The following is a 24945-nucleotide window of genomic DNA, read 5'->3' as shown; positions in this document are numbered from 1 at the left end:
GTTCAGTTCGTCGCCGCCGCGCGCGGGCCGTGCTCGACGACCCAGAGCCGGCCCGTCGCCGGCTCGATCGCGGCCGTCTGGATGTTGCGGTGGCCGTAGGACCAGATTTCGGGCCGCGCGCCGTCGCGGCCGGCAAAGGGGTTGCCGGCGGCCGGCGAGCCGTCCTTCTCCAGCCCCAGCACCTTGCCCAGATGCGTGCCCAGGTCCTGCGAAAGACCGCGCGATTCGGGCAGCGAGCGCTCGCCGAGCGTCAGGAACAGCTTGCCGTCCGGCGCGAAAACGATGCGCGAGCCGAAATGCAGATGGGATTTCCAAGACGGCTGCTGGCGGAAGATGACGGACACATCGCTGATCTGCGGCCTGGCGCCGCCCGCGTTCAGGATGCCCCGGGCAACGGCCGTGTTGCTGGTGCCATCGGCGCGCCGCTCCGCAAAGGTCCAGTACAGGATGTCGTTGGTCGCGAAATCCGGATCGAGCGCCACGTCGAGAAGACCGCCTTGCCCTTCAGCGAAAACCGGGGGAGAGGCAGGCACCGCCGGCCCGACCCTGCCGTCCCGGCCGACGATGCGGAAGCCGCCGGACCGTTCCGTCACCAATATCCGGCGGTCGGGCAGGAATTGCATGGCCCAGGGCGTGTCGAGCCCTTTGGCCACCGTCTCCACCCTATAGGCGATGTTGGCGGTCTTGACCGGCGCCCGGGTCTGGCCAGCGAATGCCGGCTTGTAATCCGTGTTGCGCTCGGCCGTTTCGGCCGGGGGCCGGTCATCATCTCGACATCGCCATTCCCGCCGGAGTCTCCACAGGCAAGAATAGTCATGGAAGAAAGTAAAATAATACTATACTTTAAAACATACTATAATATTCCATTTTCTATAGTATATATCATAATATGATTGCGTATAACAAACAATGGAGCATCGACGATGAAAGAATATCTGACCGCACACATGGCGTGGCGTCATGCGATGACCATCGGCCTCCTGCTGGCGGCGCCCCCGGTCGCGGCCCAGCCGCGCAGCTTCGGCGGCTTCCAGATTCCCGAAAGCGCCGTCTATGACGAGGGACGCGACGCCTATCTCGTCGCCAGCATGGGCGCTGGCGACGCCGGCTTCATCAGTATCGTGAATCCCGACGGCACGCTGCGGCAGCGCGATTGGCTGGCCGATGGCAAGGACGGCGTCCAACTCGTCCGCCCCTTCGGCTCGGAAATCCATAAGGGCATATTCTATGTGGCCGATACGCCCTTCGTGCGCAGTTTCGACATGGCGAGCGGCAAGCCGCTCCGCTCGGTTCGGGTGGAGGGCGCCACGGTGCTGAACGACCTGGCGATCTCCAGCGACGGGACCGTGTACGTGACGGACATGGGCGACAGGAGCAAATCCGTCGCCGGCGGCATCTACCGCATCGCCCCCGACGGCACGGTAAGCCTGTTCGTCTCCGGAAAGGAAGCGGCCAATCCCAACGGCATTGCGATCGATGCCTCCGGCAATATCGCCAACGTCGCCATGTCCAGTCCCCGGCTTTTCCTGCGCTCGCCCGAGGGCCAGCTGCTGAGCAGCATAGATTTGGGGTATGAGCGCAACGATGGGATCATCGTGCTGGAAGATGGATCGATCATCATCTCCAGCCTTGGCGGCGGCACGCTTCTTCGCGTCGGCCCGGACGGCAATGTCAGCCCGCTGGCCGCCATCGACTCGCCCGCCTCGATCGGTTTCGACAGCAAGCGGCGTGTGATTATCGTGCCGCAGCTTCGACGCAACAGCCTGACGCTGGTGCCGCTTCCCCGCTGATCCCGTCCGCCGTTCCACCGGGCTCGACCGGCCAATGGGCGTCAGTCTGGAAAGGAGGGGAGGAACAGCCATCTGACGATGGTTAGGGGGGACAAGCCATAGCGGTAGATGCAGTGATCCAATGATTTCCATTGATTTGATCTATGGCCGCGCCATTTTAGCAATCTGGAAAGGAGAAGACGACGGATGAGTGACCGGGCGCCGCTGATCGACAGGAAATTTGCCAGCCGGGTCGACTGGAACCTGATGCGCACCTTCGTCGACATCGTCCGCGCTGGCGGCATCGGCGCGGCGGCGCGCCAGCTCAATCGCCAACAGCCCAGCATCAGCGCCGCACTCAAGCGGCTCGAGGATCATGTTGGGGTCACGCTCCTCCACCGCACGCCGACGGGGGTGGAGATGACGGCGGCCGGCAGGGCCATGATGACGCTCTGCGAGGACATGCTCGAATCGGCGCGGATGATGCCGCACCAGATCGCCCAGGCGACCAAGCGCGTCGAAGGCATCGTCCGCATCCAGATCGTCTCGGGCCTTGTTTCGCCGGAGTTCGACGAAGCGATCGCCAGCTTCCACCGGCGCAACCCCGCCATCCATATCGAAATCCGCGTGTCGCCATGGCGGCAGGTGCTGGACGCGCTCGAACAGGGCGAGGTCGAGATCGGGGTCGGCTATGACAGCAGCGTTCGCGCCAGCCTGCTGTACGAGCCGCTGCTGGTGGAGCGCCAGCAGCTCTATTGCTCCCGCCACAGCCCCCATTTCGGGCATCGCGTGAGCCGCCTGAACGAACTCAGGGACGAGCGGTTCGTGCTTACCGGCGACGACGAGATCGAGCAGATAACGCATCTGCGCCGCCGCTATCGCCTGGGAACGCGGGTCAGCGGGCTGGCGGAAGACATAAATGAAGCAAGGCGGCTCATCGTGCAGGGGGTCGGCATCGGCTTCCTGCCCGTGCTCGCCGCCGAAAGCGACGTGGCCAGGGAGAGGCTCTGGCCGATCCTCCATGCCGATTCGGAGCCTGCCTACGACATTTTCCTCCTGGCCCGCTCCGAACCGGCGCGCGACACGGCCACGCAGCTTTTTTGGGATGAGGTGATTCGGCGTATCCGGGCGCGCAGGACGACATAGATGTAATCTATGCATTTCATCATGATTTAACCCCTGCTGCGATGACGCGCTGCCGCGCAATGTGAAAGCATTGAATGGAGCTGCGGCATGCGAAGCAAGCAAGGACCCGACTTCCCCCATGCCCGCCGGCATGTTCTTGCCGACCGCCTCATCGGCATCGGCGCCGGATCGGTGCGCCTGATCCTCGCGGGGATCGCCGCGCGCGCGCAGGCCATCATTCCGTCCCAACGGGTCGAACGGGCCGCTGACCGCGAGGCCTGACCGCGGAAAAGAATGAAGGAATGCGATGAGGGACAAGCTCTTCAACTACATACCGCCCGCGATGATCGCGATGGTGCTGTCGTTCTGGGCTTTCGGGCCGAAGGCTCTGCTGGAGAATTCATGGACGCTCGTCCTGGTGTCTCCTCTCATCACGATAACCGTGCTGCTTCTCGAAATGGTCAACGAGCGGCACGCCGGCTGGCGTATGAACCGGCAGGAGTTCTTCACCGACCTGTTCTACGTCGTCCTGGGCGCGACCGTGATCTCCTGGGTTTCGCAGACGCTTGCCGAAGACCCGCTTAAAGCGGCCAAGGATGCGCTGGGCATCACCACGCAATGGGCCATGCACATGCCTTGGCTGGCGCAGGTCGCGCTGGTCATCCTGCTGATCGAATTCGGCCAATATTGGATGCACCGGCTGATGCACAATTCCATGCCCTTCTGGCTGACCCACGCCCCGCATCACCACATCACCCAGTTGAACGCCGCCAAGGGCGCGGTGGGAAATCCCATCGAGCTGGTCCTTATCAGCCTGAGCGTCGTCGCCCTGTTCGACCTTGAGAAGACCGCCATATTCGCGGCCGTCAACACGATGGGCGTCATCTCCACCTTCGCGCATGCCAATGTCCGGGCCGATCCGCCGATCTGCTACTCCTTCTTCTTCACGACGATCCGGCATCACAGCCTGCATCATTCGACGGACTATGAAAGCACGCGCTGCAACTACGGCAACTCGCTGATCCTGCTCGACCGCATCTTCGGCACCTATCGCGAGGGTGAGGCGGTCGTGGTGGGTCAGGACGACCGGCGGCGCCTGTCGATCCTGGAGCAGACCCTGTTCCCCTTCCAGCCGCTGATCGACCGGGTCAAGGCCCGCAAGGCGGCCGCGCGGGCGCATGGCGGAAACATCGCCAACGACAACCCGCCAAATACCGAGGCGCCGGACCGCGAGCCGGTGGGAGGTGTGGCCACGGCATGACGATGCTGGCCGAATATCCCACGACCGCCGAAGACCATTTCCTCCTGGGTGTCGCCGAATCGGACGCGGGCCGCATCCGGGAAGGAATCCGGCACCTGAGCCGGGCGGTGGCGCTCGATCCGCAGGGCGAATATCGCGCGCAGCTCGCCAAGCTGTTCATCATGGTCCGCCAGGACGGCGACGCCGCGGCGACCCTGCGCGATGCCGAACAGGCTCCGCCCGCCGATGCGCTCGGCCGCGACACGATGGGCTGCGTCTATGCCCGGCTGGGCGACCATGCCGCGGCGCTCGTCCATTTCGACGAGGCGGTGCGGCTGGAGCCGCGCAACGCCGCCTATCGCTACAATCAGGCGACGACCCTCAGCTTCCTCGGCCGCGCCGAGGAGGCCGATGCCGCGCTGAAGGCGCTGATCGCCCTGGCGCCAGGCGATGCGCGCGCCCACCACCTCCTTGCCGGACTTCGCAGGCAAAGCCCGGAGCGCAATCATGTCGCGCGCCTCACCCGGACCCTCGCCGCCACGCAGGACCGTCGCGGCAGGCTGCTGCTGGGCTATGCGCTGGCGAAGGAGCTGGAGGATATCGGCCGGCCCGACGAGGCGCTGGAAAGGCTCTGCGCGGCGAATGCCGGGCATCGCCGGACGCTGGACTACAGCTTCGCGCGCGATGCGGCGATGTTCGACGCCGTGGAGGCGGCCTGGCCGCTCCCGGCGGCGCCTGCGCCCGCGCCCGACGCCCCGATCTTCGTGATCGGCATGCCCCGCACCGGCACGACGCTGGTCGACCGCATCCTCTCCTCGCATCCGCTGGTCGAAAGCGCGGGCGAGTTGCAGGCCATGCCGCTCGCCGTGAAGAAGGCGGCCGGAACGCGCACGCCCACCGTCATGGACCCCGAGACGATCGCCGCCGCCGCGCGCGGCGACATGGCCGGGATCGGGCGCGATTATCTGCGGCGGGCCAGCCACCACCGCCGCGATCCGACGCTGCGCTTCATCGACAAGTTCCCGGGCAACTTCCTCTATGCCGGGTTCATCGCGCAAGCCCTGCCCTCGGCCCGGATCGTCTGCCTGCGCCGCAATCCGATGGACACCGTGCTGAGCAACTTCCGCAATCTTTTCGCGATCGGCTCGCGCTACTATGATTACAGCTACGACCTTCTGGACATCGCCGCTTACCATGTCCGCTTCGACCGGCTGATGGCCCGGTGGCGCGAGACGCTGCCCGGCCGGCTGATCGAGATAGGCTATGAGGATCTGGTCGCCGACCAGGAAGGCGAGACAAGGCGGTTGCTCGCGCATTGCGGCCTTGGCTGGGCGGACGCCTGCCTCCGGTTCCACGCCAACGCCGCCCCGGTCTCGACCCCCAGCGCCGCGCAGGTACGCCGGCCGATCTACGCCGATTCGGTCGCGCGGTGGAAGCGGCATGCCGAAGTCATGGAACCCGTGCGCCGCCTCTTCGCGGACGCTGGCATCCCCATCGAATGAAAGGAGCCGACATGCCGGCATTTCGTATAGTTGCGTTGGGATCGGCTCTCATCGCGGCCTTCCCCGCGGCCTCCGCGACGGCATCCGGGCCGGCCACGCGGCTGGTGGAATGCCGGTCCGGCTCCTGCCTGCTGGTCTCCGGCCAGCGCGAGGATGCCAGCTCGCCCGTGCATATCAACGGCCACGCGGTCGCGGTCGAAGGCGCGCGCAAATGGCGCGCCCGGGTGCCGGTCGAGACAGTGGAGGATTGGTCTGCGCCCTATGCGCGGACGATCACGGTCGCGGTCGAAGGCCATGCGGAAGAAGCACGACTGCCTGTCGGGCTTCTCGGCCATGCGGAGAATATTACCATGCTGGTCGTTCGTGTGAAGTAATAATCAGCCATACTTAAAGTAATAATTCATCATTATTCAGTTTTTTATTGAAAACTCATTTCCTGATATTATGTGATCCGCAGCCGACGGAGGGCGGCGCTCGTTCGACGTACAGGAGATGAAGATGAAGACTGGCCTCGTGGCGCTCGCCACCATTGCTCTGGCGACCTCGGCCTCGGCCGCCGTCGCCGCCGAAAACCCTTTCGCCCAGGATCAGGCGATCCTGCACCTCAAGGACATCGACCTTTCGACCGCCGAAGGCCAGCAGCGCCTCGCCATCCGCATGGACAAGGCCGCGCGCGCCGTCTGCGGTGAGCGCCTCTCGGATATCCACCTCGCTCTCGAAGCGCAGGCGCAGGCATGCCGCGTCGCCGTCGTCGCCGATGTCCGCCAGCAGATCGAGACCCGCCTGGCCGCCACGCCGGACGCCTCATCTGTCCGGCTCGCCTCGCTGCGCTAGGAGTCCGGTTGGAGAATGCGCGGCAAAGCATAGTGCGGATGCGCCGAAGGCGCATTTCCAAACAGACTCCAAGCTCCAGGATTCCGTCCGCGGCCCGCAGCCGGGCCGCGGACGGATCATTCCGCGATCTTCGCCGGATCGGGCCACCAGGTCAGCGTGTGCACGTCATGGGCCGATGTCCACAAGCCCGCTTCGCTATAGCGCAGCGCCCCGCTGCCCTCGGCCTTGCCGACGCGCTTGCGGACGGTCATCGTCCGCGGATCGATCGCGACGAAGGTCTGGTCCTCGGTCGTGCGCAGCCAGACCATGCCGGCGCCCGTGTCGATATCGCCATATTTCAGCACCTCGCCGATCCTGACCCGGCCGTCCACCTCGCCGGTTTCCGGGTCGATCCGCGCGACCGTGCCGTCGCCCTGCTCCTGAACCCAGACCGCGCCTTCGCCCGCCGCGAGGAAGCCCGGGCTCTTCCCCAGCTTTATGGTCTTCACGACCGCATCGGTCGCGGGATCGATGCGCTGGATGGTCGCGCTTTCGCTGCTGACCGCCCAGACCGAGCCGAAACCGAAGGCGAGATAATGGGTGCCGGGGCTGACGGCGATGGAGGCCGTCACCTGGTTGGTGGCGGGATCGACCCGCGACACCACGCCCTTCTGGTCGCTCGCCACCCAGATCGATCCCGCTCCGGCGACGACATTCAGTTCGCCCTTGGGGTTGGCGATGCCGGTCGGGATCGCGGCGGTCCTTTCCCCCCTGGCCGTGTCGATCCGCACCAGCCCGCCCTCCTTGCAATCGGCCACCCAAAGCGCGCCGTCAAGGACGGCCATGGCGCCGCAGGGCCGGGACACCGGCACCGCGACGCTCCTGCCCTGCCGTGTCCAGCGTTCGACCCGGCCATCATTCGTCACCCATATGCCGTCGCCGTCCACCGCCAGGAAATCGGCGAAGCCGGGCACCTGGATGACCTGTTCCGCCGGCTCGGCGGCCGCGATCGAAGCGCATCCCGCCGCCAGAACCGCGGCCAGTATCCGGAGCTTTCGCATCATATGCCCTTTCCCTTGATGGATGATCGTCCTCAGCCCCGCGCAATGTAGGCGCGCCAGCCGCCCAGGCCGGTGATATCCTCCGCGCCGACCAGCGCGCGCGGTTCCGCGACGAAGCCCTTGACGCTGCTGCCGTCGGCCAGCGTCACCGTGCCGATCGCCAGCGGCGCGGGCACTTCGGCCACGAAGCTGCCGAATTCGGCGACACCCAGTTCATAGACCTCGACCGCGATCGGCGCGCCGTCCTCGCTATGGACCAGCGCGGGCTTGGGCGGCACGCTGTCGGCCATGGCGTAGAGCCGGTAGGAGGGCGCGGTCTCGAAGGCGCCGACGAACGTCGCCTCGCGCGAGATAAGCTGCCAGTGGAGCGGCATGTCCTTCAGGTGCGCGCCGACGACGGCGAGTTTCACGGTCTGCATTCTGCCCTCCAGGTCGAGCGGGGGTGGGGATGGAAGATCGGCCGTTGCGAGCCAGGCGTCGGCCGTCTCCAGCAGGGCGAGGTCGCTGCCGGCCGGGCCGATCAGGGTGATGCCGAAGCCCGTGCCGTTGGCGCGGATGCCGGCGGGCACGGCAACGGCGGCCATGTCCAGCAGGTTCACGAAATTGGTGTAGAAGCCGAGATTGCTGTTGAGCGCGATCGGCGCGGCCAGCAGTTCGGCGACGCGATAGGTGGTGCCGGTCGTCGGAAAGGCCAGCAGGTCGATGCCATCCCAGAGCAGATCGGCATGGCGTTTCAGCTCGGCCAGCCTGTAGATGCCGTTGAACAGCTCCACCGCGCTCATGGCCGATCCGGGCTCGACCACCGCGCGCACGGCCGGATCGATCGCGTCCGGATTCTCGGCGAGGATATCCGCCATCGCGGCGGCCCGCTCGGCGACCCAGGGACCGCCATAGAGCAACTGCGCGGCTTCGAGCAGCGGCGCCAGGTCGATCTCGACCAGCTCGGCCCGCGTGGCGAATCTTTCCAGCGCACGGTCGTAGAGATATTCGGACTCGGCATCGCCGAACCACATGCGCTGGCTGCGGCGCGGCACGCCGATGGTCCCGCGCCCGCGCGGACGGTCGCTCAGGGGCTTGGACCAGGGGTCCTCGGCATCGAAGCCGGCGATCGCCCGGTCCACCAGCCGCGCGTCCCCGGTGTCACCGGTGAAGACGGTGATGCAGTCGAGCGTCCTGCAGGCCGGCACCAGTCCCCGATTGCTCCAGCGGCCCTTGCTGGGCTTGAACCCGACCAGATGCTGGAAGGCGGCGGGGACCCGGCCCGAGCCCGCGGTGTCGGTGCCGAGCGCGAAGGGCACCAGCCCGGCGGCCACCGCGACGGCGGAGCCCGAGCTGGAGCCCCCGCTGACATAAGCGAGATTATAGGCGTTGCGCGGCGCGCCATAAGGGCTGCGCGTGCCGTTGAGGCCCGTGGCGAACTGGTCGAGATTGGTCTTCCCGACGCAGATCGCGCCCGCCGCGGCCAACCGTTCGACCACCGTCGCCGACCTTTCGGGCCGATAGGCGAAGGCTGGGCAGGCGGCCGTCGTCTCCAGCCCCGCCACGTCGATATTGTCCTTCACCGTGAAGGGCACGCCGGCCAGCGGCAGGCGCTCACCGGCCGCGACACGGGCATCAACGGCGCCGGCGGCGGCGAAAAGGGCATCGGGCGCGGCGCGGCTGATCCACACCTGCGGCTGGACCGCATCATAGGCGGCGACGCGGGCGAGCATCTCCTCCATCACCGCAACGGCGCTCCTCGTCCCGGCGCCAACTTCGGCGGCGATCGCCCCGGCGCTCCTAAGGTCCGGCACGGTCATGCCGCTCCCTTCAGCGCCAGCATCGGCGTGCCGGGCTGGAGCGACTGCCGCTCCTGCACGTACAGCGCCGCCACCGTTCCCGTGCCGGGGCTCTGCACCGTGCATTCCATCTTCATCGCCTCGATGATCGCGATCGCGTCTCCTGCCTTCACTTCATCCCCCTCGGCGACCAGCAGCTTCCAGACGCTGCCGCCAAAGGGGGCCTCCACCAGTTCCGCGCCTTCGGGCAGGTCCACGGCGACAGCCTGCGGCGCTTCCGCCTCGATCAGGTCGGTCACGCGGTCGAACTCGCCGCTGCGCCGCCATTCGGACCGCTCCGCGTCGAAGGCGGCCTGCCGCCGCGCCTCGAAATCCGCGATGGACCGGGCGTTGCCGGCCAGGAAGGCGCGATAGTCGGCAAGGCGGAACTCGGACGGCTCCATCCGGATCGAGCGCCGCCCGCTGGGGAAATCGCGCCGCCACTGCGCCAGCTCCCCGGCGCTGACCGGATAGAAGCGTATCTGGTCGAAGAAGCGCAGCAGCCAGGGCTTGCCATCCGTGAAGGCGTCCGTCTGCCGGTGCGTGTTCCACATCTGGATGGTCCGCCCGAAAAGCTGGTAGCCCCCCGGCCCCTCCATGCCGTAGATGCACATATAGGCGCCGCCGATGCCCACGACATTGGGCGGGGTCCAGGTCCGCGCGGGGTTGTATTTGGTGGTGACGAGGCGGTGGCGCGGGTCCACCGGGGTCGCCACCGGCGCGCCCAGATACACATCGCCCAGGCCGAGCACGAGATAGTTCGCCTCGAAGATCAGCTTCTCCACCGCCTCGGCGTCGGGCAAGCCGTTGATCCGGCGGATGAACTCGATATTATCGGGGCACCAGGGCGCATCGTCGCGCACCGCGCCCATATATTTCTCGATCGTCTCGATGATCGCCGGATCGCGCCAGCTCAGCGGCAGATGGACGATGCGGGACGGGATGGTGAAGTCCGCAAGATCGCCCAGACGCTCTTCGGCGGCGATCAGCATCGCGAGCGCGGCGCGCTGGGTCATCCGGTCATTGTCGAAATGGAGCTGAAGCGAACGGATCCCGGGCACGATATCGACGATGCCGGGCAGGGCGAGCCTCTCCAGTTCCGTCATCAGCGCGTGGGCGCGGATGCGGAGTTCGATATCGAGCACGATCGGCCCATATTCGACCAGGATGTTGCGGTCGCCCTGCTGGCGATAGACCGTGCGCGGGCGGCTGTCCCGTTCGGCGATCTCGGCGAGGATCGGCGAGAGCGCCCCCATGGGCCGGGCGGGTCCGGATTCCGGCATCGCGCCGGTCGCGACCAGCTTGCGTTGCAGCAGGTTCGCCACCTCGGCATCGCCGATATTGACGGGCGCGAAGCGCAGCCGGTCGCCAGGCGCGAGCTGGCCGATCTTCCAGCGATCGGCCGCGATCACCACGAAGGGGCAGACGAAGCCGCCCAGCGAGGGGCCGTCGGGGCCCAGAATGATCGGCATGTCGCCGGTGAAGTCGACGGCGCCGATGGCATAGGGATTGTCGTGGATGTTGGAGGGGTGCAGGCCCGCCTCGCCGCCGTCGGCACGCGCCCATCGGGGCTTGGGCCCGATCAGGCGGACGCCGGTGCGGTTGCTGTTATAATGGACCTGCCATTCGGCCGCGACGATCGCATCGATGTCGGCATCGGTGAAGAAGTCGGGTGCGCCGTGCGGGCCATAGAGCACGCGCAGGGTCCATTCGGTCGAAAGGTCGGGCAGCGCGACTTGGGAAAGCGGCGCATCGATCGGCTCCTCCCCCAGATGCAGCGTGTCGCCCGCCAGCAGCCGGCGCGCGGCATGGCCGCCGAACTGGCCAAGCTCGAACGTGCTGCGGCTGCCGAGATAGGGCGCGATGTCGAGCCCGCCGGCGAACAGGATATAGCCCCGCAGGCCCCCGCCCCCTGCCCGGCCGAGCGCGAGCGTCTGCCCGGCCGCCACGTCGATCGCGATGCCCCGGGCGACGGGTTCGCCGTCCAGCGTCGCGCCGAAATCGGCGCCGGTCAGGCAGATGCGCGCGGGCGCGGTGAAGGTCAGCGTCGGGCCGGTGATGGTGGCTTCCAGCCCCGCCGTGCCTTCCGGATTGCCGAGCAGCCGGTTGCCGAGGCGGAAGGACTGGTCGTCCATCGGCCCGGATGGCGGGACGCCTACAGACCAGAGATGCTGGCGGCCGGGCCAGTCCTGCACGCTGGTCGCCGTGCCGCCGCTGACGACGCGGATGGCGCGCGGATGGGAAGCGATGCCGTCGAGCAGGCGGGTCGAGACCTCGCCGCTGGCGAAGCCATCGGCGCGCACCACGTCGCGAAGCCAGCGCAGGTTGGTCTCGATGCCGTCCACCCGGCTTTGGTCTAGCGCGGCCTGCATGGCAGCGATGGCCTGCGCGCGCGTCGGCGCGTGGACGATCAGCTTGGCCAGCATCGGATCGTACCAGATGCTGACGGTGGACCCCGCCATGACCCAAGTCTCGACGCGGATGCCGGCGGGGAATTCGACCGCCGTCAGCATGCCCGAAGTGGGGCGGTAGTCGAGCGCGGGGTCCTCGGCATAGAGCCGGACCTGCACCGCATGGCCCTCGGGCCGGGGCGGCGCGGCGTCGAGGAAGGCGAAATCGCCCGCGCCGCCACGGATCATCCATTCGACCAGATCGATGCCCATGACCTCTTCGGTCACCCCATGCTCGACCTGGAGGCGGGTGTTCATCTCCAGGAAGAAGAACGCCTCGCGCTCGGCGTCGTAGAGGAACTCGACCGTCCCCGCCGAGCGGTACCGGGCGGCCTCGCCCAGACGAACCGCGGCGGCGATCAGCTCCTCGCGCACCTTTTGCGGAAGCAGCGGCGCTGGCGCTTCCTCCACGACTTTCTGGTTGCGGCGCTGGAGCGAGCAGTCGCGCTCGCCCAGCGGCATGACGCGGCCCTGTCCGTCGCCGAAAATCTGCACCTCGATATGCCGCGCGCGGCGGATATAGCGTTCGAGGAAGATGCCGGCGTCGCCGAAACTGCTCTGCCCCTGGCGGGCGACGGTCGCGAAGCCTTCGCTGACGGCCTCCTCGTCCTCGCAGATGCGCATGCCGATGCCGCCGCCGCCCGCCGTCGCCTTCAGGATCACGGGGAAGCCGATCTCCCGCGCGGCGCGGACGGCTTCCTCCTCGTCGGTCAGCAATTCGGTGCCCGGCGCCAACGGCACGTCATGCGCGGCGGCGAGGGCGCGGGCGCTGTGCTTGAGGCCGAAGGTGCGTATATTGTCGGGCGTGGGGCCGATGAAGACGATCCCCGCCTCCGCGCAGGCTTGCGCGAACTCCACATTCTCGGCCAGGAAGCCGTAGCCCGGATGAATCGCGCCCGCGCCGGTCGCGCGGGCCGCGTCCAGGATGGCGGCGATGTCGAGATAGCTTTCCGAAGCGCGCGCCGGGCCGATGCAGACGGCCTCGTCCGCTTGCGAGACATGGAGCGAACCTTCGTCGGCTTCGGAATAGACCGCCACGGAACGCAGGCCCATCCGCCGCAGCGTACGGATGATCCGCGTGGCGATCGCGCCGCGATTGGCGATGAGGACGGTGTCGAAGCTCATGCGGTCACGATCATCCTGACGGGAGTGGGGTTGAAGCCGTTGCAGGGGTTGTTGACCTGCGGGCAGTTGGAAACGACGACGATCACGTCCATCTCGGCGCGCAGGTCAACGGTCAGTCCCGGCGCGGAGATGCCGTCGACGATGCCCAGCGACCCGTCCTGCTCCACCGGCACGTTCATGAAGAAGTTGATGTTGGAGACGATGTCCCGCTTGCCGCGCCCCTCCAGCAGGTTCGCTTCCAGGAAATTCTCGACGCAGGCATGCTCGGCCTTGGTATGGCGGCCATAGCGCAGTGTGTTGGACTCGCTGGAGCAGGCGCCGCCGATGGTGTCGTGATACTCCACCGCGGTGTCGGCGATGGTCATCATCGGCCGGCCCTCGTTCGACCGCAGCACCGTGCCCTTGCGCAGGAACAGGTTGCCCTGCGCCGCGACGGTGTCCTGCGCGCTATAGCGCTCGGCATCGTCGGCCGCGGAATAGAGCAGGAAGTCGACGGCTTGGTTGCCCTCCAGGTCGACGATGCGCAGCGTCTGGCCGGCGGCGACATGGTGCAGCCACGGCGCGCGCGCGGGCACGACCGCGTCATGGACGACCGTGCCGGAAAGGCCGGACAAATGGGGATCGGGATTCATGCTGGCTGTTTCCTTTTCACCGGCGGAAATAATCTTCGACATTCTCGAAGGCGCGCAGGCCTTCGGGCGTCGCGTTGCGGATCGGGTCGTCCGCGGGCGTGACGGGACCGCGCCAGGCGGTCGCACGCAGCGGCGTCACGGTCCAGTCTGTGCGGGGGTCGAGCATGTGGGGGCAGTTCGCGATCACCACGATCACGTCCATCTCGGCGCGCAGCACCAGATGGCGGCCCGGCGCGAAGGGCCCGACCCGCGGCGTGATCGCGCCGTCCGTCTCGATCTTCGTTCCCTTGAACAGCGTCACGCAGGGATGGACGTCGCGGCGCCCCAGCCCATGCTTGGCCGCGCCGAGCAGCAAGCGGTCGCGGCCGTTGGGGTACGGGCCGCTATTGGCGCCGTTGCCATATTTCGCCGCGTTGGTCGCCGCGTTCGACGTGCCGCAAAAGGCGTCGTGGATGCCCGCCTCATCCTCCAGGAAGCTCATCAGCACCCGGCCCATGTCCGACAGCAGCAGCTTGCCGGCGCCCAGATAGGCGTTCCACTGGACCTTCACCGTATCGGCGACGTTGAGCCGCTCGGCGGGCATCTCCGCGTTGAAGATCAGCAGCGAGGCGCAGGCGTCGCCCTTGAGGTCGATCAGCCGCAACCGCGCCCCGCGCCTCAGCCGCCGCGTGGCGTAGCCACCGGCAGCGATCGTCTCTTCCCAGAGCAGGTCGTCGGCGGCGACGCCGGCGGGCAGGTCGTCGGCGCCCGGCGGCAGCACCGGCATGGCTTCGACCACGGTGCCCGCCATGGCACGGGCATGGTCGCGGGCGGCCAGGGGATTGGCGAGGATTTCGGTCATTTGGCGGCTCCCTTGCCCTCGTCCTGCTCATAGAGCGGCGGCAGGAGGGCGGTGGTGGTGACGAGTTCGAGCTGATGCACGCCCCGCACCCGGCGCAACGCGTCGCACAGTTCCTTGAGCAGATAGGCGGGGCCCTGGACGAGCAGCACCTCGAGCGACTGGTCGTCTTCCAGGAAGACATGCTGCGAGGAGATGACTTCCTTCAGATAGTCGGCCTGGGTCTGGGCCAGTTGGTGCCGCACCCGGCCGCGATCGCCGCGATAGACGATGGTGATCGTGCCGGCGAGCATCTCGTCGGGGCGGGTCAGCGCCTCATGTTCGGCGAGCGCGTGGCGGATCAGTTCGGCGATCAGCTGCGATCGCGAAGGCAGGTCGCGTTCCGCCACCATCATGTCGAGCTGCCGGAAAAGGTCTCCGGGAAGGCTGATGCTCAGCCTCGCAAGGCCGGTGGTGTCGCTACCCATGTCCAATGCTCTCCTGGTCATTCTGCTCATCGGGGACGGCGGGGAGGTCCTCTTCCGGCGCCGCCTCCTCCTTCGGGCGCCGCAGCTGCAGGTCGTAGACCGCGGTCGCGCCGAAGCGGTGCGGGGCCTGCGGATCGTGGCGGCGCTTGTCGATCGCAAGCACCCGCGTGCCCAGCGTGAAGGCCTCGCGAATGTCGTGCGTCACCATCACGATCGTCAGCGCATAGTCGCGCCACAGCCGCGTGATGAGCGCATGCATGTCCGCGCGGATGCCGGGGTCGAGCGCACCGAACGGCTCGTCCAGCAGCAGGATTCGCGGGCGCTTGACCAGCGCCTGGGCGATGGCCAGCCTCTGCTGCATGCCGCCCGACATCTGGGCGGGATAGAGATGCATGGCGTCGCCCAGCCCGACCGCATCCAGCATCCCGGCCGCTTCCGCCATAGCCGCCCGGCGCGCGCCGCCGAACAGCCGCGCGGCCAGGGGCGCCTTCTCGCATTCGAGGCCGAACAGCGTGTTGCGCAGCGCCGACAGATGGGGGAAGACGGAATAGCGCTGGAACACGACGCCCCGATCGGGGCCGCATTCCGGCGTCAGCGGCACGCCGTCGAGCAGGATGGTCCCCCGGCTGGGCGCTTCCTGCCCGAGCACGAGGCGCAGCAGGCTGCTCTTGCCCGCGCCCGACGGCCCCACGATCGACACGAAGGAACCCGCCTCGATATCGATGTTCACCCTTTCGAGCACGATCTTGTCGCCATATTCGACCCAGATGTCGCGGAGGCTGAGGAGCGCGCTCAATGGCCGGCTCCATGCGCCCAGGGGAAGAGCCTGCGGCTGAGGGACGCCAGCGCGAAGTCCATCAATATCGCCAGCAGGGCGATCCAGGCGACATAGGGGATGATGACGTCCATCGCGAGATAGCGGCGGACGAGGAATATCCGGTAGCCCAGGCCCACGTCCGACGCGATCGCCTCCGCCGAGATCAGGAACACCCAGGCCGGCCCCAGCGACAGCCGCATCGCGTGCAGCAGCCGCGGCATGGCCTGCGGCAGCGCGACCCGGATCAATATCTGCCACGAGCTGGCGCCCAGCGTCTGCGCCTTGATGATCTGCTCGCGCGGCAATTGGGCGACATAGGCGGCGATGTCCCGCACCATGACCGGGGCGATGCCAATGACGATCAGGGCGACCTTGGCCGTCTCGCCCAGCCCCAGCGCCACGAAGAGGATGGGCAGCAGGGCGATCGGCGGGATCACCGCGATCGCCGTCACCAGCGGGCCGAACGTCGCGCGTACCGGCGGCAGCACGCCGAGCACCAGCCCGATCAGCAGCGCCGAGAGGGTCGCGATGCCCAGTCCCAGTCCCAGGCGCTGCAGGCTCGCCAGCGTATCCGTCCAGAACAGGAACTGGCCGGTGAGCTGGTCCGGCTGGAACAACAGCGCGGCCATCCCTTCCGCCATGCCACCCGGCAGCGGCAGGATCTTGTCCATCGGGTTGGCCGCGTGGCGCTGCGCCGCCAGAAACAGATAGAGCAGCACCAGCAGCAGGATCGGCGCCGCGCCGAGGAAGATGCGGTTGCCCCGGGAAACATGTCGGTTCACCCAACGCATGTCTTATACCTTCGACAGAGGTTTGGCAGGCGGGACGCGGGCCGGATCGCGGTCAGAGCTTTCCGTCGGCGGCCAGCTTCATGAAGCTTTCGTCGAACCGCAACGTCACCCGCGCGGGGTCGCCCAGCGTCTTGCCGCCGGGAAAGGCAATTCCCACCGCATCGGCCGACGCGGCGCCCTTGAACAGCCCGTGAGCGAAGCTGAAATCGCGCACCAGCGTCATCGTCTTCACCAGCGCAGGGGCGGAGCTCGCCGCGACGGCCGCCTTCGGATCGGCATAAAGGAAGGTGGTCGAAAGCTGGCTATCGAAGGCGGCCGGCGTCGCGCCGGCCAGCCTGGCCATGGCCGCGCGCGCCTCCTTGCCCTGCGCGTCCTGGCGCTGCATCAGGGCGACGGTCTCGTACCATATGCCGGCCAGCGCCTTGCCCAGGGCGGGATTGGCCTTCAGCGTCGCGCTGTCGACCACCAGCAGGTCCAGTATCTCGCCGGGAATCCGGGAGGAATCGAACGCCTCATGGACGCCGGCCTGGCCCTTCATCACCGAAAGCTGGGGATTCCAGGCGACGGCAGCAGTCGCATCCGGGCTGGAAAAAGCGCCGACGATATCCGCGTCGGACGTGTTCACGGTCCTGACGTCGGTCGGTTTCAGGTCCGCTTTCTCGAGCCCGCGGGCGAGCAGGTAATGCGAGACCGAAAGCTCGGCGAGATAGACCTTCCGCCCCTTGATCGCGGCCAGATCCTTGGCGCCCTTCAGCAGGATGCCGTCATTGCCGTTGGAATAATCGCCGATGATGATCGCGCTGCTGTCCTTGCCGCCGGCGGCGGGGATGGTGAGGGCGTCCATGTTGGTGACGGTCACGCCGTCGAACTTGCCGGCCGTGTACTGGTTGATCGATTCGACATAGTCGTTCACCTGGACGACGTTGATGCTGATCCCATATTTGTCGGCCCATTTCTTCACGATCCCGGCCTGCTGGGCATAGGGCCAGGGCATCCAGCCGGCATAGATCGACCAGCCGATGCTGAACGCCTTGCGCTGCTCCGACCCGGGCTCCGAATTGCGCGAACAGGAAGCGAGGCAGAGCGCCCCCGCGATCATGGCGACCCTGGCAATCAACATAATCATGATTCGATCCCCTTTCCGTGGCGCAGCATCGCCGCCATCGGGTTCCTTGTCCATAAGAAATATTACCTCTTTCAGTAAAGGTAATAATTATCCGCCGAGGTCGGATAGAAGGATCATGCCCGCACGCCTTGTCAGGTCGCGCGGAGTCATGGCGGGGACGACCGGCTCGAACTGCACCATGCCCAAGCAATCGAAGGAGAATCACGTCGGGCGCAATGACGGAAAAGGTCATGGTCTGCGAGTCGCGGCATTTTTGTCCCGTCCGATGGTGGCCTTTGCGCCGTCTGGCCTTATCCGCGCGGAAACAGTCGGCGCGCTTCCGCCCGGAAATGGCGATTTTGTGCGGCGCAGCACATTACCCCTTCATACTGAGCAGGTGCAAAAATATTACGCTTGACGCATTAGGTAATATTCATACCGTATCAGAGGCGCTTATGGAAGCGGCCGGACGGAAGGGCTGGAGCGCCGCGCATCGCAGTTCGGAATTGAGGGTTCGTGGATCGATATCTGACCAGCGACAGGACCATGTCGGGCAGCGTGCCATCGGCCTCGCCTGCCTCGCGGCATCTCCGGTCCGTCGCTCGGGCAGGCGGTCGACGGCCGGCCGGCGCGGCCCCGCTCCGCCGCGACATATCCGCCGCGAACATCGGGGCCATGAAATGCCGGGGATGTCCGGTCGGGATCCGGCCGGTAATCCAGCACAGGGTGATCCAGCAAACAGGACGCCGGCGCAGCCAGAGCGTCAAGGGGAAGGATGTCACTTAAGGCCCAACGACAAAAAGGGGTATAGTGACCATGAAGTTATTTCGCACCATATTGCTTGGCACGACCATTCTTATGGGCGTTGGAGCCACCCCGGCATTCGCGCAGGACCGCGAAGCGCGCGACCCCGACGAGATCGTGGTGACGGCTACCCGCCGTGCGATCTCGATCCAGGACGTTCCGATCAATATCAGCGCGGTCGGCGCGGAACAGCTTGCCAGGAACCGGATCGACGATGTGCGCGATCTCGCCGACTTCACGCCCGGCATGACCATTTCGGACACGGGGCCAGGCTCCACCGGCACGATCGTGCTTCGCGGCCTCAACGCGTCGGACACCGATGCTTCGGGTGCCTCCTATGACAATGCGCTCGGCATGTATCTGGGGGAGATTCCCCTTTACTACGACTTCAAGCTGCTGGACCTCAATCGGGTCGAAACGCTGCTCGGGCCGCAGGGCACGCTTTACGGCCTCGGCACGCTGGCCGGCGCTATCCGCAATATCCCCAACCGCCCCAACACGAACGCCTTTGAGGGCGAAGCGCATGGCCGCTTCTACGGCAAGGGCCACAGCGGCAAGGCCGGCTATCAGCTCGACGGCGTCATCAATATCCCGATCATCAGGGACCATGTCGCCTTCCGCTCGGCGACCGGATATTTCTACGATCCCGGTTTCATCGACTATTCGCTGCTGCTTCAGGAACCGGGCGTGTCGCTTCCGCAGCCCAGCGGCCCGGACGGGGTATCGGACGCGGACTATGCCGCGAACCTGACCAGCCGCAAGGACCTCAATTTCGAGAAGACCTTCACCACGCGCAACCAGTTGCTCGTCCAGTTCAGCGAAGACCTGAAGGTGAACTTCACCTACGCCTATCAGCAGACCAGGACCGACGGCGGCCAGTATAACAGCAACGGCGTGCTGGGAACCGGCAAATATGAAAGCGGCGCCCGCTATATGGAGCCCGTGAAGCGCCGCGCGCACCTGGGCAGCATGGAAGTCAATGCGAACATCGCCGACATCGCCGATCTCGTGGCGACGACCGCCTATACCGATGTCCGGAACGCCCGGATGGCGGACAATACCGACCTGCTGCTCGACCTGGACTATGGCTATGAGACGTTCCCCGCCTTTTCGAGCTATAATGAGAGCGTGAACCGCCGCAAGCAGTTCAACCAGGAAGTCCGCTTCGTGTCGCGCCATGGCGGGCCGCTCAACTGGGTGATCGGCGGCTTCTACAACGAACAGAAGCTCAAGACGGACTATCGCGAGATCCTGCCGAACCACCCCTGGGTCCAGTTCGGCACCCAGCCCAATCCCGACGAGGTCGAGTACGCGTCCTACACAAAGTCGAAAGTGACGGAGAAGGCGATCTTCGGCGAAGGCACGTTCAGGGTGACGCCAGCATGGCAGGTCACCGCCGGCCTGCGCTATTTTCACTATAGCTCGGATATTCTCGGCCGCGCGACCACCCCGCTGCTCGGCGACAATCCGAACACGCCCGATGTCGTCGAGAACCCGGTCAGCCCCTATGATCTCAAACCCGCCGGCGGAGATTCGAAGAAGAGCGGCTGGGTGTGGAAGTTCAACACCTCCTATAATGTCACGCCCGACGTCATGGTCTATGCCACATACAGCAAGGGCTATCGCATCGGCGGACCCAACGCCGTCGCGCCGTGCATCCTGCCGCTCAATCCCAACGTGCAGAATGTCTGCGCCCTGCCGAACGAGCAGCAATATGGCCCGGACACCACCAAAAATGCCGAAATCGGCATCCGCACCCAGCTGTTCGACCGGAAGCTGACCTTCAACTTCAACGTCTTCCAGATCAAATGGAGCGGCATCCAGGTCGCTTCCGCCACCCTGAATGGCATTGTCGGCATCACGGTGAACGGCGGCAAGGCCAAGTCGGAAGGCTTCGAAGCCTCGTTCCAGCTAAAGCCCGTCCAGGGACTGTCCATCCAGGGCACCTATTCCTACGTGAATGCCAGGCTGACTCAGGACGTGCCCGCCATCATCGCCGTCAACGATCCGGCGGGGAGCTATCCCAGCGACCCCATCCAGCTCGATGCCCTGTCCGGCGATCGTCTTCCCGGTTCGGCGAAGAACAGCGGAAGCCTGGGCGCGACCTATACGCATCCGTTCATGGACGGGAACATCGTCGCCGACTGGACAGCCACCTATCGCGGCAATGTCGTGACGCGGCTCGGCTGGGATCGCGCCTATGGCGACAAGCTTCCCGGCTATGTGCTGCACCGCGCGTCGCTGGCCTATGAGACCGAACGCTACAGCCTCGGCCTGTTCGCGAACAACATCTTCGACAAATATGCGGTGGCCTCCGTCGCCAACGATCGCTCGCGCGTCGGCCTCAACGATGGCGTGCTGCTGCGCTACTATAAGCGGACGGTCATCAATCCGCGTACCTTCGGCGTGGAAATGCGGTTCAAATATTGACCCGACGAACCGAATCGGGCGCTGTTCCGGCAGGGATGGCGCCCGACCCGCGAGAAGCCAGGGCTTCGCACAGAGAGCATGATCCGCCCGGACCGAAGCGGATCATACTCTTTTTTTCTGTTCTCCGCATTTCCCCGGGGCGCCGGGAGTCCGGTAGACCTGAAAATGGTCCGGGAGCTCGGCGCCGCTTCCATTCCTGCCGGCGACCGCCGCAGGCAGCGCCCGATCCTGTCCCGGCGAGGGGCTGCTCCGCCTGTCGGCGTAGGCCGTCGGCGGCCACGCCGTCATCGCTCGGATGAGGACGGGAAGGATGGGACTGCCATGCCGGATACGCGCGAGGCGAGGCCGGGCAACGACATGGTGATACGCAGCCGGCGTCATGGAGGGGTGGTCGCGATCCGGCGAGCGCTGCGCCCGGCCGATCCGCTGACCGATCCCACCGGAATGCGGCGCCCCTGGAGTTTGTCCGCTTCATGCGGGATCGGCACCGGTTCACGCCCCCGACCTCCCAGCCGCAATATGGTGAACGGGATGTCGGGTCGGGGCGTGGGCCGGAGGCCCAGGGCCGCTTAAGCAGGACAGACTCTAAGGAACGGCATGCGCCGGAACACCGGGCCGATCTATTGGCCGAGCAATTTCTTCCTGAACAGCGACCTGACCAGCCTGTCCTCGAGTATCCGCCCCACCCCATAGAGGATGGCGAAGAGTCCCGCGAAGACATAGGCCGGGGTTGGCGAGTGCTTGCCCTCCTCCTCGCCGGACTTTTTCTCGCTGTCCTTCTTGGGCTTTTCCGGTGCGGGCGCGCCAAGGAATGTGTCGATCGGATTCTGGGGCAGCGTCGCTTTCTCCTTTTTCTCTTCCTTTTCCTTCTTCGCCGCCACGGCCTCCACGGACGGCTTGTCGAGCATGGAGATGCCGATGGCCAGCCCGGCGAAGCTCAGGAACAGAAGCGGCGCCAGAAAGCAGAACAGCAAGGCCCGGCTGACCAGATGATAGCGCAGCACGGGGCCCTCCGCGCCTTCCTCGATCCGCAGGACGCCACCGTCGAACACGGACATCTTGTCCTGCGCCGCCTGGTCCTTCTTGCGGAAGGTCAGCATGTCGCGGTCCCGCTCGTGGCTGGTGCCGGCCTCGCGGAACAGGGGGTCGAGCCTGTCGAAAACCTCATCGCCCGATTGCCCGGGCGCAAGCGTCACGCTGCCCCTGATGTGCCAGATCCAGTCGATGAAGCGTGCGTTCACGGCGTCCCCTGTCGAAAGATTGCCAGGCTCACGGCGGCGGGCGTCGATCCCGGCCGCCCGCAATCGCCTTTGGCGGAACATGACGAATGGCCTTGAGAGAGGGCGTGTCCGGACGCGCTCCATCATTCGGCCGGGATCGCCGACCAGTCGGGCCGCCGCCCATAGCGTTCCCTGATCCTCTGCCAGCCATGGGTGAAGGGATAGGTCATCGCCTCGCGGATCGACATGCGGCGTCCCCCTTCCATCCCGAGCAGCTCCGCCTCGCCATCGACGCAAGTGCCGAACATGCGGTCGATGATGATCCAGGTTCCGGAATAATTGCTGCGGCTGGCTTCATAGTCCTGCGAATGATGCACGCTGTGATGCTCGGTGGTGTTGAACAGGAAGCGCCACCAGCGCGGCGTGTTGAAGCGGACATTGATATGCTGGTACGTCGCCACCGCCAGGCCGAAGGTGCCGGCGAGCAGCGCCGCGCGCGGCAGGAAATCGAAGAAGCCGCCGACGCCGAGCCCGATCAGGAACAGTTCGATCGGGTTGCCGACCGCGCCCTTGTTGATGTTCAGCTGGGTGATGTAATGATGCGGCGCATGGGTCAGCCACAACGGATACCAGTTATGCATCCCGCGATGCATCCAATATTGGCCGAAATCGAAGATGAACGAGATCAGGAAAGCCTGTAGCAGGAGCGGCAGGCCGGCAAACCAGGCGAGCTTTTCCCAGTCGAAGGCGTTCTGCACGGCTTCGATGACGGCGCCGTCGCCGATATAGACGTCGACCGTCCTGAGCAGCGTATAGCCGAGGCCGACATAGAACAGGTCCGTGGCGAATTCCTTCCAGGTCAGGCGCCAGCTGTCATGGCGCGGGCTGACCCATTCGAGCGCCAGCAGCAGGACCTTGAAGCCAATGCCGATGGCAATGGCGGTCGATGCCTTTGCGATGGAATTGGGCGCATAATACCAGAAGGCGATCAGCGCGAACAGCACTGCCGGTTGGAACCAGGTGAAGACAAACTGCTTCACGGGGCCGCCTTCCACCTTGGGAAGGTTTTCCCACCCCACGGTGACCGGCGCCTGCGCTCCTATCACCCTGTTACCTACGCGAACTCCGTCCATGCCGCCCTCGTATCGCTCGCCCTCTTGGGGTCGTCTGGCACGCCGAGGGACGAGGAGGATGTCCATCGTCCATCAAGCGTTAGATCGGCTGCAGCATTGCGATAGTGCCCCCATCACGCCAGACGTCACTGTGCTATGCATCACATAGATGATGCCTATGCCCCGGCACGATGGAGGAGCTTTGCGCGACAATGGCCTACCCCGGATCGGCGGGAAGCATAATTCCCGGCAGGCCGGCGCCAGCATCCCGGTCAACGCAGGAAGAGCGGAAATAAATTCCCGTTATTGGTTTACGGGAATTCCGTTGGCATTTTGGCGCAAATTGGGGCTTTGCGGCCTTCCGTGTCGCGAACCTGTGGCTGAAATTGGCGGATTTCCCGTTATTTTCCCGTCAGAACGGGAAGGGCCCACCAGAGAGCAGTTCGCAGGTGACTGGCTCCACCGCCACTTCGGAACAAACCAGGAACGCCGGTTCCCGCCGATTTCCCACCGGAAACCGCCGTCAGGGTTCGCAGCAATTCTCCCTTCGATCCCATGATGCGGACATGGCGTTCGCCGACCTCGACGCGCTGGGCGAAGGCGCGCAGGTGATTCCGCCGATAACCGCCCCCATCCCGAAGGAGCCGCTTGCGTGCGGAGGTCGCGAACTTGCGCAGGGCGGCGGGTGTCACGGCCATCTGACCGGAGGGCCCTGTCAGACCAAATGCACCAGTTGTTAGGTGGGCGCTGATAAGCAGGTTCCATGCCCCGGCCCCGCAAACCTGCCAGCCCGTTCCGCTACTTCAACTCCTCGCTGGAGATCATCCGGCTGGAGATGATGATGTATGTGCGCTTTCCGCTCAGCCTGCGGAATGTTGAAGATCTGCTGTTCGAGCGAGGGATCGACATCAGCCATGAGGCCGTCCGCTACTGGTGGAACAGGTTCGGGTCGCTGTTCGCCAACGATATACGTCGGCAGCGGATCAGCCGCATGCGCGGGTTTCGCCACTGACGCTGGCATCTCGACGAGATGTACGTCAAGGTGAATGGTGAGATGGTCTACCTGTGGCGCGCGGTCGATCACAAAGGTGAGATCCTGGAAAGCTATGTCACGAAAACCCGCGACAAGGCCGCCCCCTTGCCTTCATGAAGGAGGCATTGAAGCGCCACGGCTCGCCTGAACGGATCACCAACGACGGACTTCGTTCCTAAGGTGCTGCGATGGATCAGATGGGCAATCGGCAAAAGCAGGAGATCGGGCGCTGGGCGAACAACCGGGTGGAGAACAGCCACCTCGCCTCTCGACGACGGGAACGGGTGCTCCGCTTCAGGCAGATGAAGGCGCTACAGAAATTCGCCGCTGTTCACGCCAACATCCCAAATCATTTCTCACACGAGCGCCACCTCATCGACCGAGAGTTCCGACGCTTCGCCACCCGATACGAACGCCGCACCATCCACCTCGCAGGCTTTGTACACCTCGCCGCCGCCATGATCTGGATGCGCTCAATGTCGATCCGGCCTAGACCGCCACCACCGCTCGCCCGGATCACGCAGCTACCCGACACATCGAGCCCGCAACTCCCCGGCGCGAAACATCATGAATAAGACGGGTTAGGCGCGAGCGTCATCCAATATCATATCGGCCGCCTTCTCCGCGATCATGATCGTCGGAGCGTTAGTGTTACCTGATATAATTCGCGGCATGACTGACGCGTCAACCACGCGGAGGCCCTTTATACCACGCAGTTTTAGTCGGGGATCCGTGACCGCAAGCTCATCCGAGCCCATCCGGCAGGTTCCAACCGGATGCCAGCCCACGCCCAC

22 protein-coding genes and 1 pseudogene are annotated in these 24945 nt (G+C 65.7%); 10 read left to right on the top strand and 13 right to left on the bottom strand.

Annotated features, from left to right (window positions below):
* Positions 1-2 precede the first annotated feature (2 nt).
* Positions 3-653 (bottom strand): PQQ-dependent sugar dehydrogenase, encoded by a 651-nt coding sequence (locus SCLO_RS14555; protein ID WP_197705109.1) that lies wholly within the window; start codon positions 651-653, stop codon positions 3-5.
* 270 nt (positions 654-923) lie between these two features.
* On the opposite strand from SCLO_RS14555, the gene SCLO_RS14550 reads away from it, so the two are divergent.
* From SCLO_RS14550 to SCLO_RS14525, 7 genes are all read left to right on the top strand, one after another.
* Positions 924-1790, top strand: coding sequence for an SMP-30/gluconolactonase/LRE family protein (locus tag SCLO_RS14550; RefSeq protein WP_066515322.1), 867 nt, complete (start codon positions 924-926; stop codon positions 1788-1790).
* A 186-nt stretch (positions 1791-1976) separates the two neighbouring features.
* A complete protein-coding gene (locus SCLO_RS14545) occupies positions 1977-2915 on the top strand; it encodes a LysR family transcriptional regulator (RefSeq protein WP_066515324.1) in 939 nt (312 codons plus the stop codon).
* Positions 2916-3002: 87 nt separating this feature from the next.
* A complete protein-coding gene (locus SCLO_RS23435; RefSeq protein ID WP_157080300.1) occupies positions 3003-3176 on the top strand; it encodes a hypothetical protein in 174 nt (57 codons plus the stop codon).
* A gap of 25 nt (positions 3177-3201) precedes the next feature.
* Entirely contained in the window at positions 3202-4155 is a 954-nt protein-coding gene (locus SCLO_RS14540) for a sterol desaturase family protein (RefSeq protein ID WP_083949006.1), read from the top strand.
* Positions 4152-5636 carry a tetratricopeptide repeat-containing sulfotransferase family protein gene (locus tag SCLO_RS14535; protein WP_066515325.1) on the top strand — a complete coding sequence of 495 codons (1485 nt, stop codon included), beginning with the start codon at positions 4152-4154 and terminating at the stop codon, positions 5634-5636. Before SCLO_RS14540 ends, SCLO_RS14535 begins: the two co-directional genes overlap by 4 nt.
* Positions 5637-5647: 11 nt before the next feature.
* Positions 5648-6010, top strand: coding sequence for a hypothetical protein (locus SCLO_RS14530; protein WP_066515327.1), 363 nt, complete (start codon positions 5648-5650; stop codon positions 6008-6010).
* 124 nt (positions 6011-6134) lie between these two features.
* Complete coding sequence (locus tag SCLO_RS14525) at positions 6135-6470, top strand: UrcA family protein (protein WP_174521944.1); 336 nt, start codon at positions 6135-6137, stop codon at positions 6468-6470.
* A 116-nt stretch (positions 6471-6586) separates the two neighbouring features.
* On the opposite strand, the gene SCLO_RS14520 is transcribed toward SCLO_RS14525, so the two are convergent.
* Genes SCLO_RS14520 through SCLO_RS14480 form a run of 9 tightly spaced genes read right to left on the bottom strand, consistent with a single transcriptional unit; the run spans position 6587 to position 17573 of the window.
* On the bottom strand, positions 6587-7510 hold the full coding sequence (locus SCLO_RS14520) for a Vgb family protein (protein WP_066515471.1): 924 nt from the start codon (positions 7508-7510) through the stop codon (positions 6587-6589).
* A 32-nt stretch (positions 7511-7542) separates the two neighbouring features.
* A complete protein-coding gene (gene atzF / locus SCLO_RS14515; RefSeq protein ID WP_066515333.1) occupies positions 7543-9309 on the bottom strand; it encodes an allophanate hydrolase in 1767 nt (588 codons plus the stop codon).
* Positions 9306-12902 (bottom strand): urea carboxylase, encoded by a 3597-nt coding sequence (uca, locus tag SCLO_RS14510; protein WP_066515334.1) that lies wholly within the window; start codon positions 12900-12902, stop codon positions 9306-9308. The genes atzF and uca overlap by 4 nt, the downstream gene beginning before the upstream one ends.
* On the bottom strand, positions 12899-13534 hold the full coding sequence (locus SCLO_RS14505; protein WP_066515336.1) for an urea amidolyase associated protein UAAP2: 636 nt from the start codon (positions 13532-13534) through the stop codon (positions 12899-12901). The genes uca and SCLO_RS14505 overlap by 4 nt, the downstream gene beginning before the upstream one ends.
* A gap of 16 nt (positions 13535-13550) precedes the next feature.
* Complete coding sequence (locus SCLO_RS14500) at positions 13551-14375, bottom strand: urea amidolyase associated protein UAAP1 (RefSeq protein WP_066515339.1); 825 nt, start codon at positions 14373-14375, stop codon at positions 13551-13553.
* On the bottom strand, positions 14372-14839 hold the full coding sequence (locus tag SCLO_RS14495; protein ID WP_066515342.1) for a CopG family ribbon-helix-helix protein: 468 nt from the start codon (positions 14837-14839) through the stop codon (positions 14372-14374). The genes SCLO_RS14500 and SCLO_RS14495 overlap by 4 nt, the downstream gene beginning before the upstream one ends.
* On the bottom strand, positions 14832-15635 hold the full coding sequence (locus SCLO_RS14490; RefSeq protein WP_066515343.1) for an ATP-binding cassette domain-containing protein: 804 nt from the start codon (positions 15633-15635) through the stop codon (positions 14832-14834). Before SCLO_RS14490 ends, SCLO_RS14495 begins: the two co-directional genes overlap by 8 nt.
* Positions 15632-16447: an ABC transporter permease gene (locus SCLO_RS14485; RefSeq protein ID WP_066515345.1), complete on the bottom strand. Its 816-nt coding sequence runs from the start codon at positions 16445-16447 to the stop codon at positions 15632-15634. Before SCLO_RS14485 ends, SCLO_RS14490 begins: the two co-directional genes overlap by 4 nt.
* Positions 16448-16499: 52 nt before the next feature.
* Complete coding sequence (locus SCLO_RS14480) at positions 16500-17573, bottom strand: putative urea ABC transporter substrate-binding protein (RefSeq protein WP_066515473.1); 1074 nt, start codon at positions 17571-17573, stop codon at positions 16500-16502.
* Between the two features lie 148 nt (positions 17574-17721).
* On the opposite strand from SCLO_RS14480, the gene SCLO_RS23010 reads away from it, so the two are divergent.
* Both SCLO_RS23010 and SCLO_RS14475 read left to right on the top strand, forming a co-directional pair.
* On the top strand, positions 17722-17970 hold the full coding sequence (locus tag SCLO_RS23010; protein ID WP_123905522.1) for a hypothetical protein: 249 nt from the start codon (positions 17722-17724) through the stop codon (positions 17968-17970).
* A 398-nt stretch (positions 17971-18368) separates the two neighbouring features.
* Positions 18369-20786 (top strand): TonB-dependent receptor, encoded by a 2418-nt coding sequence (locus SCLO_RS14475; RefSeq protein ID WP_066515348.1) that lies wholly within the window; start codon positions 18369-18371, stop codon positions 20784-20786.
* Between the two features lie 620 nt (positions 20787-21406).
* Here the strand turns inward: SCLO_RS14475 and SCLO_RS14470 are convergent.
* Positions 21407-22027: a hypothetical protein gene (locus SCLO_RS14470; RefSeq protein ID WP_066515478.1), complete on the bottom strand. Its 621-nt coding sequence runs from the start codon at positions 22025-22027 to the stop codon at positions 21407-21409.
* A gap of 122 nt (positions 22028-22149) precedes the next feature.
* A complete protein-coding gene (locus SCLO_RS14465) occupies positions 22150-23139 on the bottom strand; it encodes a sterol desaturase family protein (protein ID WP_066515361.1) in 990 nt (329 codons plus the stop codon).
* A 742-nt stretch (positions 23140-23881) separates the two neighbouring features.
* Between SCLO_RS14465 and SCLO_RS24530 the strand changes: the two are divergent.
* Positions 23882-24606 (top strand): annotated as a pseudogene (locus SCLO_RS24530) (IS6 family transposase); the annotation flags it as partial.
* A 126-nt stretch (positions 24607-24732) separates the two neighbouring features.
* On the opposite strand, the gene SCLO_RS24410 reads toward SCLO_RS24530, so the two are convergent.
* Positions 24733-24939 (bottom strand): GMC oxidoreductase, encoded by a 207-nt coding sequence (locus tag SCLO_RS24410; RefSeq protein ID WP_407695336.1) that lies wholly within the window; start codon positions 24937-24939, stop codon positions 24733-24735.
* Positions 24940-24945: the final 6 nt, after the last annotated feature.

Origin of the sequence: Sphingobium cloacae, assembly GCF_002355855.1 — a bacterium.
Taxonomy (GTDB): Bacteria; Pseudomonadota; Alphaproteobacteria; order Sphingomonadales; family Sphingomonadaceae; genus Sphingobium; species Sphingobium cloacae.
Note: the sequence above shows the minus strand (reverse complement) of the source record. Positions and strands in the feature narration are given on the sequence as shown.

Bases quoted from the DNA above. Each gene is read 5' to 3' on its own strand.
- SCLO_RS14480 (WP_066515473.1), bottom strand. From the start codon at position 17,573: ATGATTATGTTGATTGCCAGGGTCGCCATGATCGCGGGGGCGCTCTGC.
- SCLO_RS14525 (WP_174521944.1), top strand. From the start codon at position 6,135: ATGAAGACTGGCCTCGTGGCGCTCGCCACCATTGCTCTGGCGACCTCG.
- SCLO_RS14475 (WP_066515348.1), top strand. From the start codon at position 18,369: ATGAAGTTATTTCGCACCATATTGCTTGGCACGACCATTCTTATGGGC.
- SCLO_RS23010 (WP_123905522.1), top strand. From the start codon at position 17,722: ATGGCGGGGACGACCGGCTCGAACTGCACCATGCCCAAGCAATCGAAG.
- SCLO_RS14505 (WP_066515336.1), bottom strand. From the start codon at position 13,534: ATGAATCCCGATCCCCATTTGTCCGGCCTTTCCGGCACGGTCGTCCAT.
- SCLO_RS14540 (WP_083949006.1), top strand. From the start codon at position 3,202: ATGAGGGACAAGCTCTTCAACTACATACCGCCCGCGATGATCGCGATG.
- SCLO_RS14530 (WP_066515327.1), top strand. From the start codon at position 5,648: ATGCCGGCATTTCGTATAGTTGCGTTGGGATCGGCTCTCATCGCGGCC.
- uca (WP_066515334.1), bottom strand. From the start codon at position 12,902: ATGAGCTTCGACACCGTCCTCATCGCCAATCGCGGCGCGATCGCCACG.
- SCLO_RS14500 (WP_066515339.1), bottom strand. From the start codon at position 14,375: ATGACCGAAATCCTCGCCAATCCCCTGGCCGCCCGCGACCATGCCCGT.
- SCLO_RS14520 (WP_066515471.1), bottom strand. From the start codon at position 7,510: ATGCGAAAGCTCCGGATACTGGCCGCGGTTCTGGCGGCGGGATGCGCT.
- SCLO_RS14535 (WP_066515325.1), top strand. From the start codon at position 4,152: ATGACGATGCTGGCCGAATATCCCACGACCGCCGAAGACCATTTCCTC.
- SCLO_RS14485 (WP_066515345.1), bottom strand. From the start codon at position 16,447: ATGCGTTGGGTGAACCGACATGTTTCCCGGGGCAACCGCATCTTCCTC.
- SCLO_RS14550 (WP_066515322.1), top strand. From the start codon at position 924: ATGAAAGAATATCTGACCGCACACATGGCGTGGCGTCATGCGATGACC.
- atzF (WP_066515333.1), bottom strand. From the start codon at position 9,309: ATGACCGTGCCGGACCTTAGGAGCGCCGGGGCGATCGCCGCCGAAGTT.
- SCLO_RS14545 (WP_066515324.1), top strand. From the start codon at position 1,977: ATGAGTGACCGGGCGCCGCTGATCGACAGGAAATTTGCCAGCCGGGTC.
- SCLO_RS14495 (WP_066515342.1), bottom strand. From the start codon at position 14,839: ATGGGTAGCGACACCACCGGCCTTGCGAGGCTGAGCATCAGCCTTCCC.
- SCLO_RS14465 (WP_066515361.1), bottom strand. From the start codon at position 23,139: ATGGACGGAGTTCGCGTAGGTAACAGGGTGATAGGAGCGCAGGCGCCG.
- SCLO_RS23435 (WP_157080300.1), top strand. From the start codon at position 3,003: ATGCGAAGCAAGCAAGGACCCGACTTCCCCCATGCCCGCCGGCATGTT.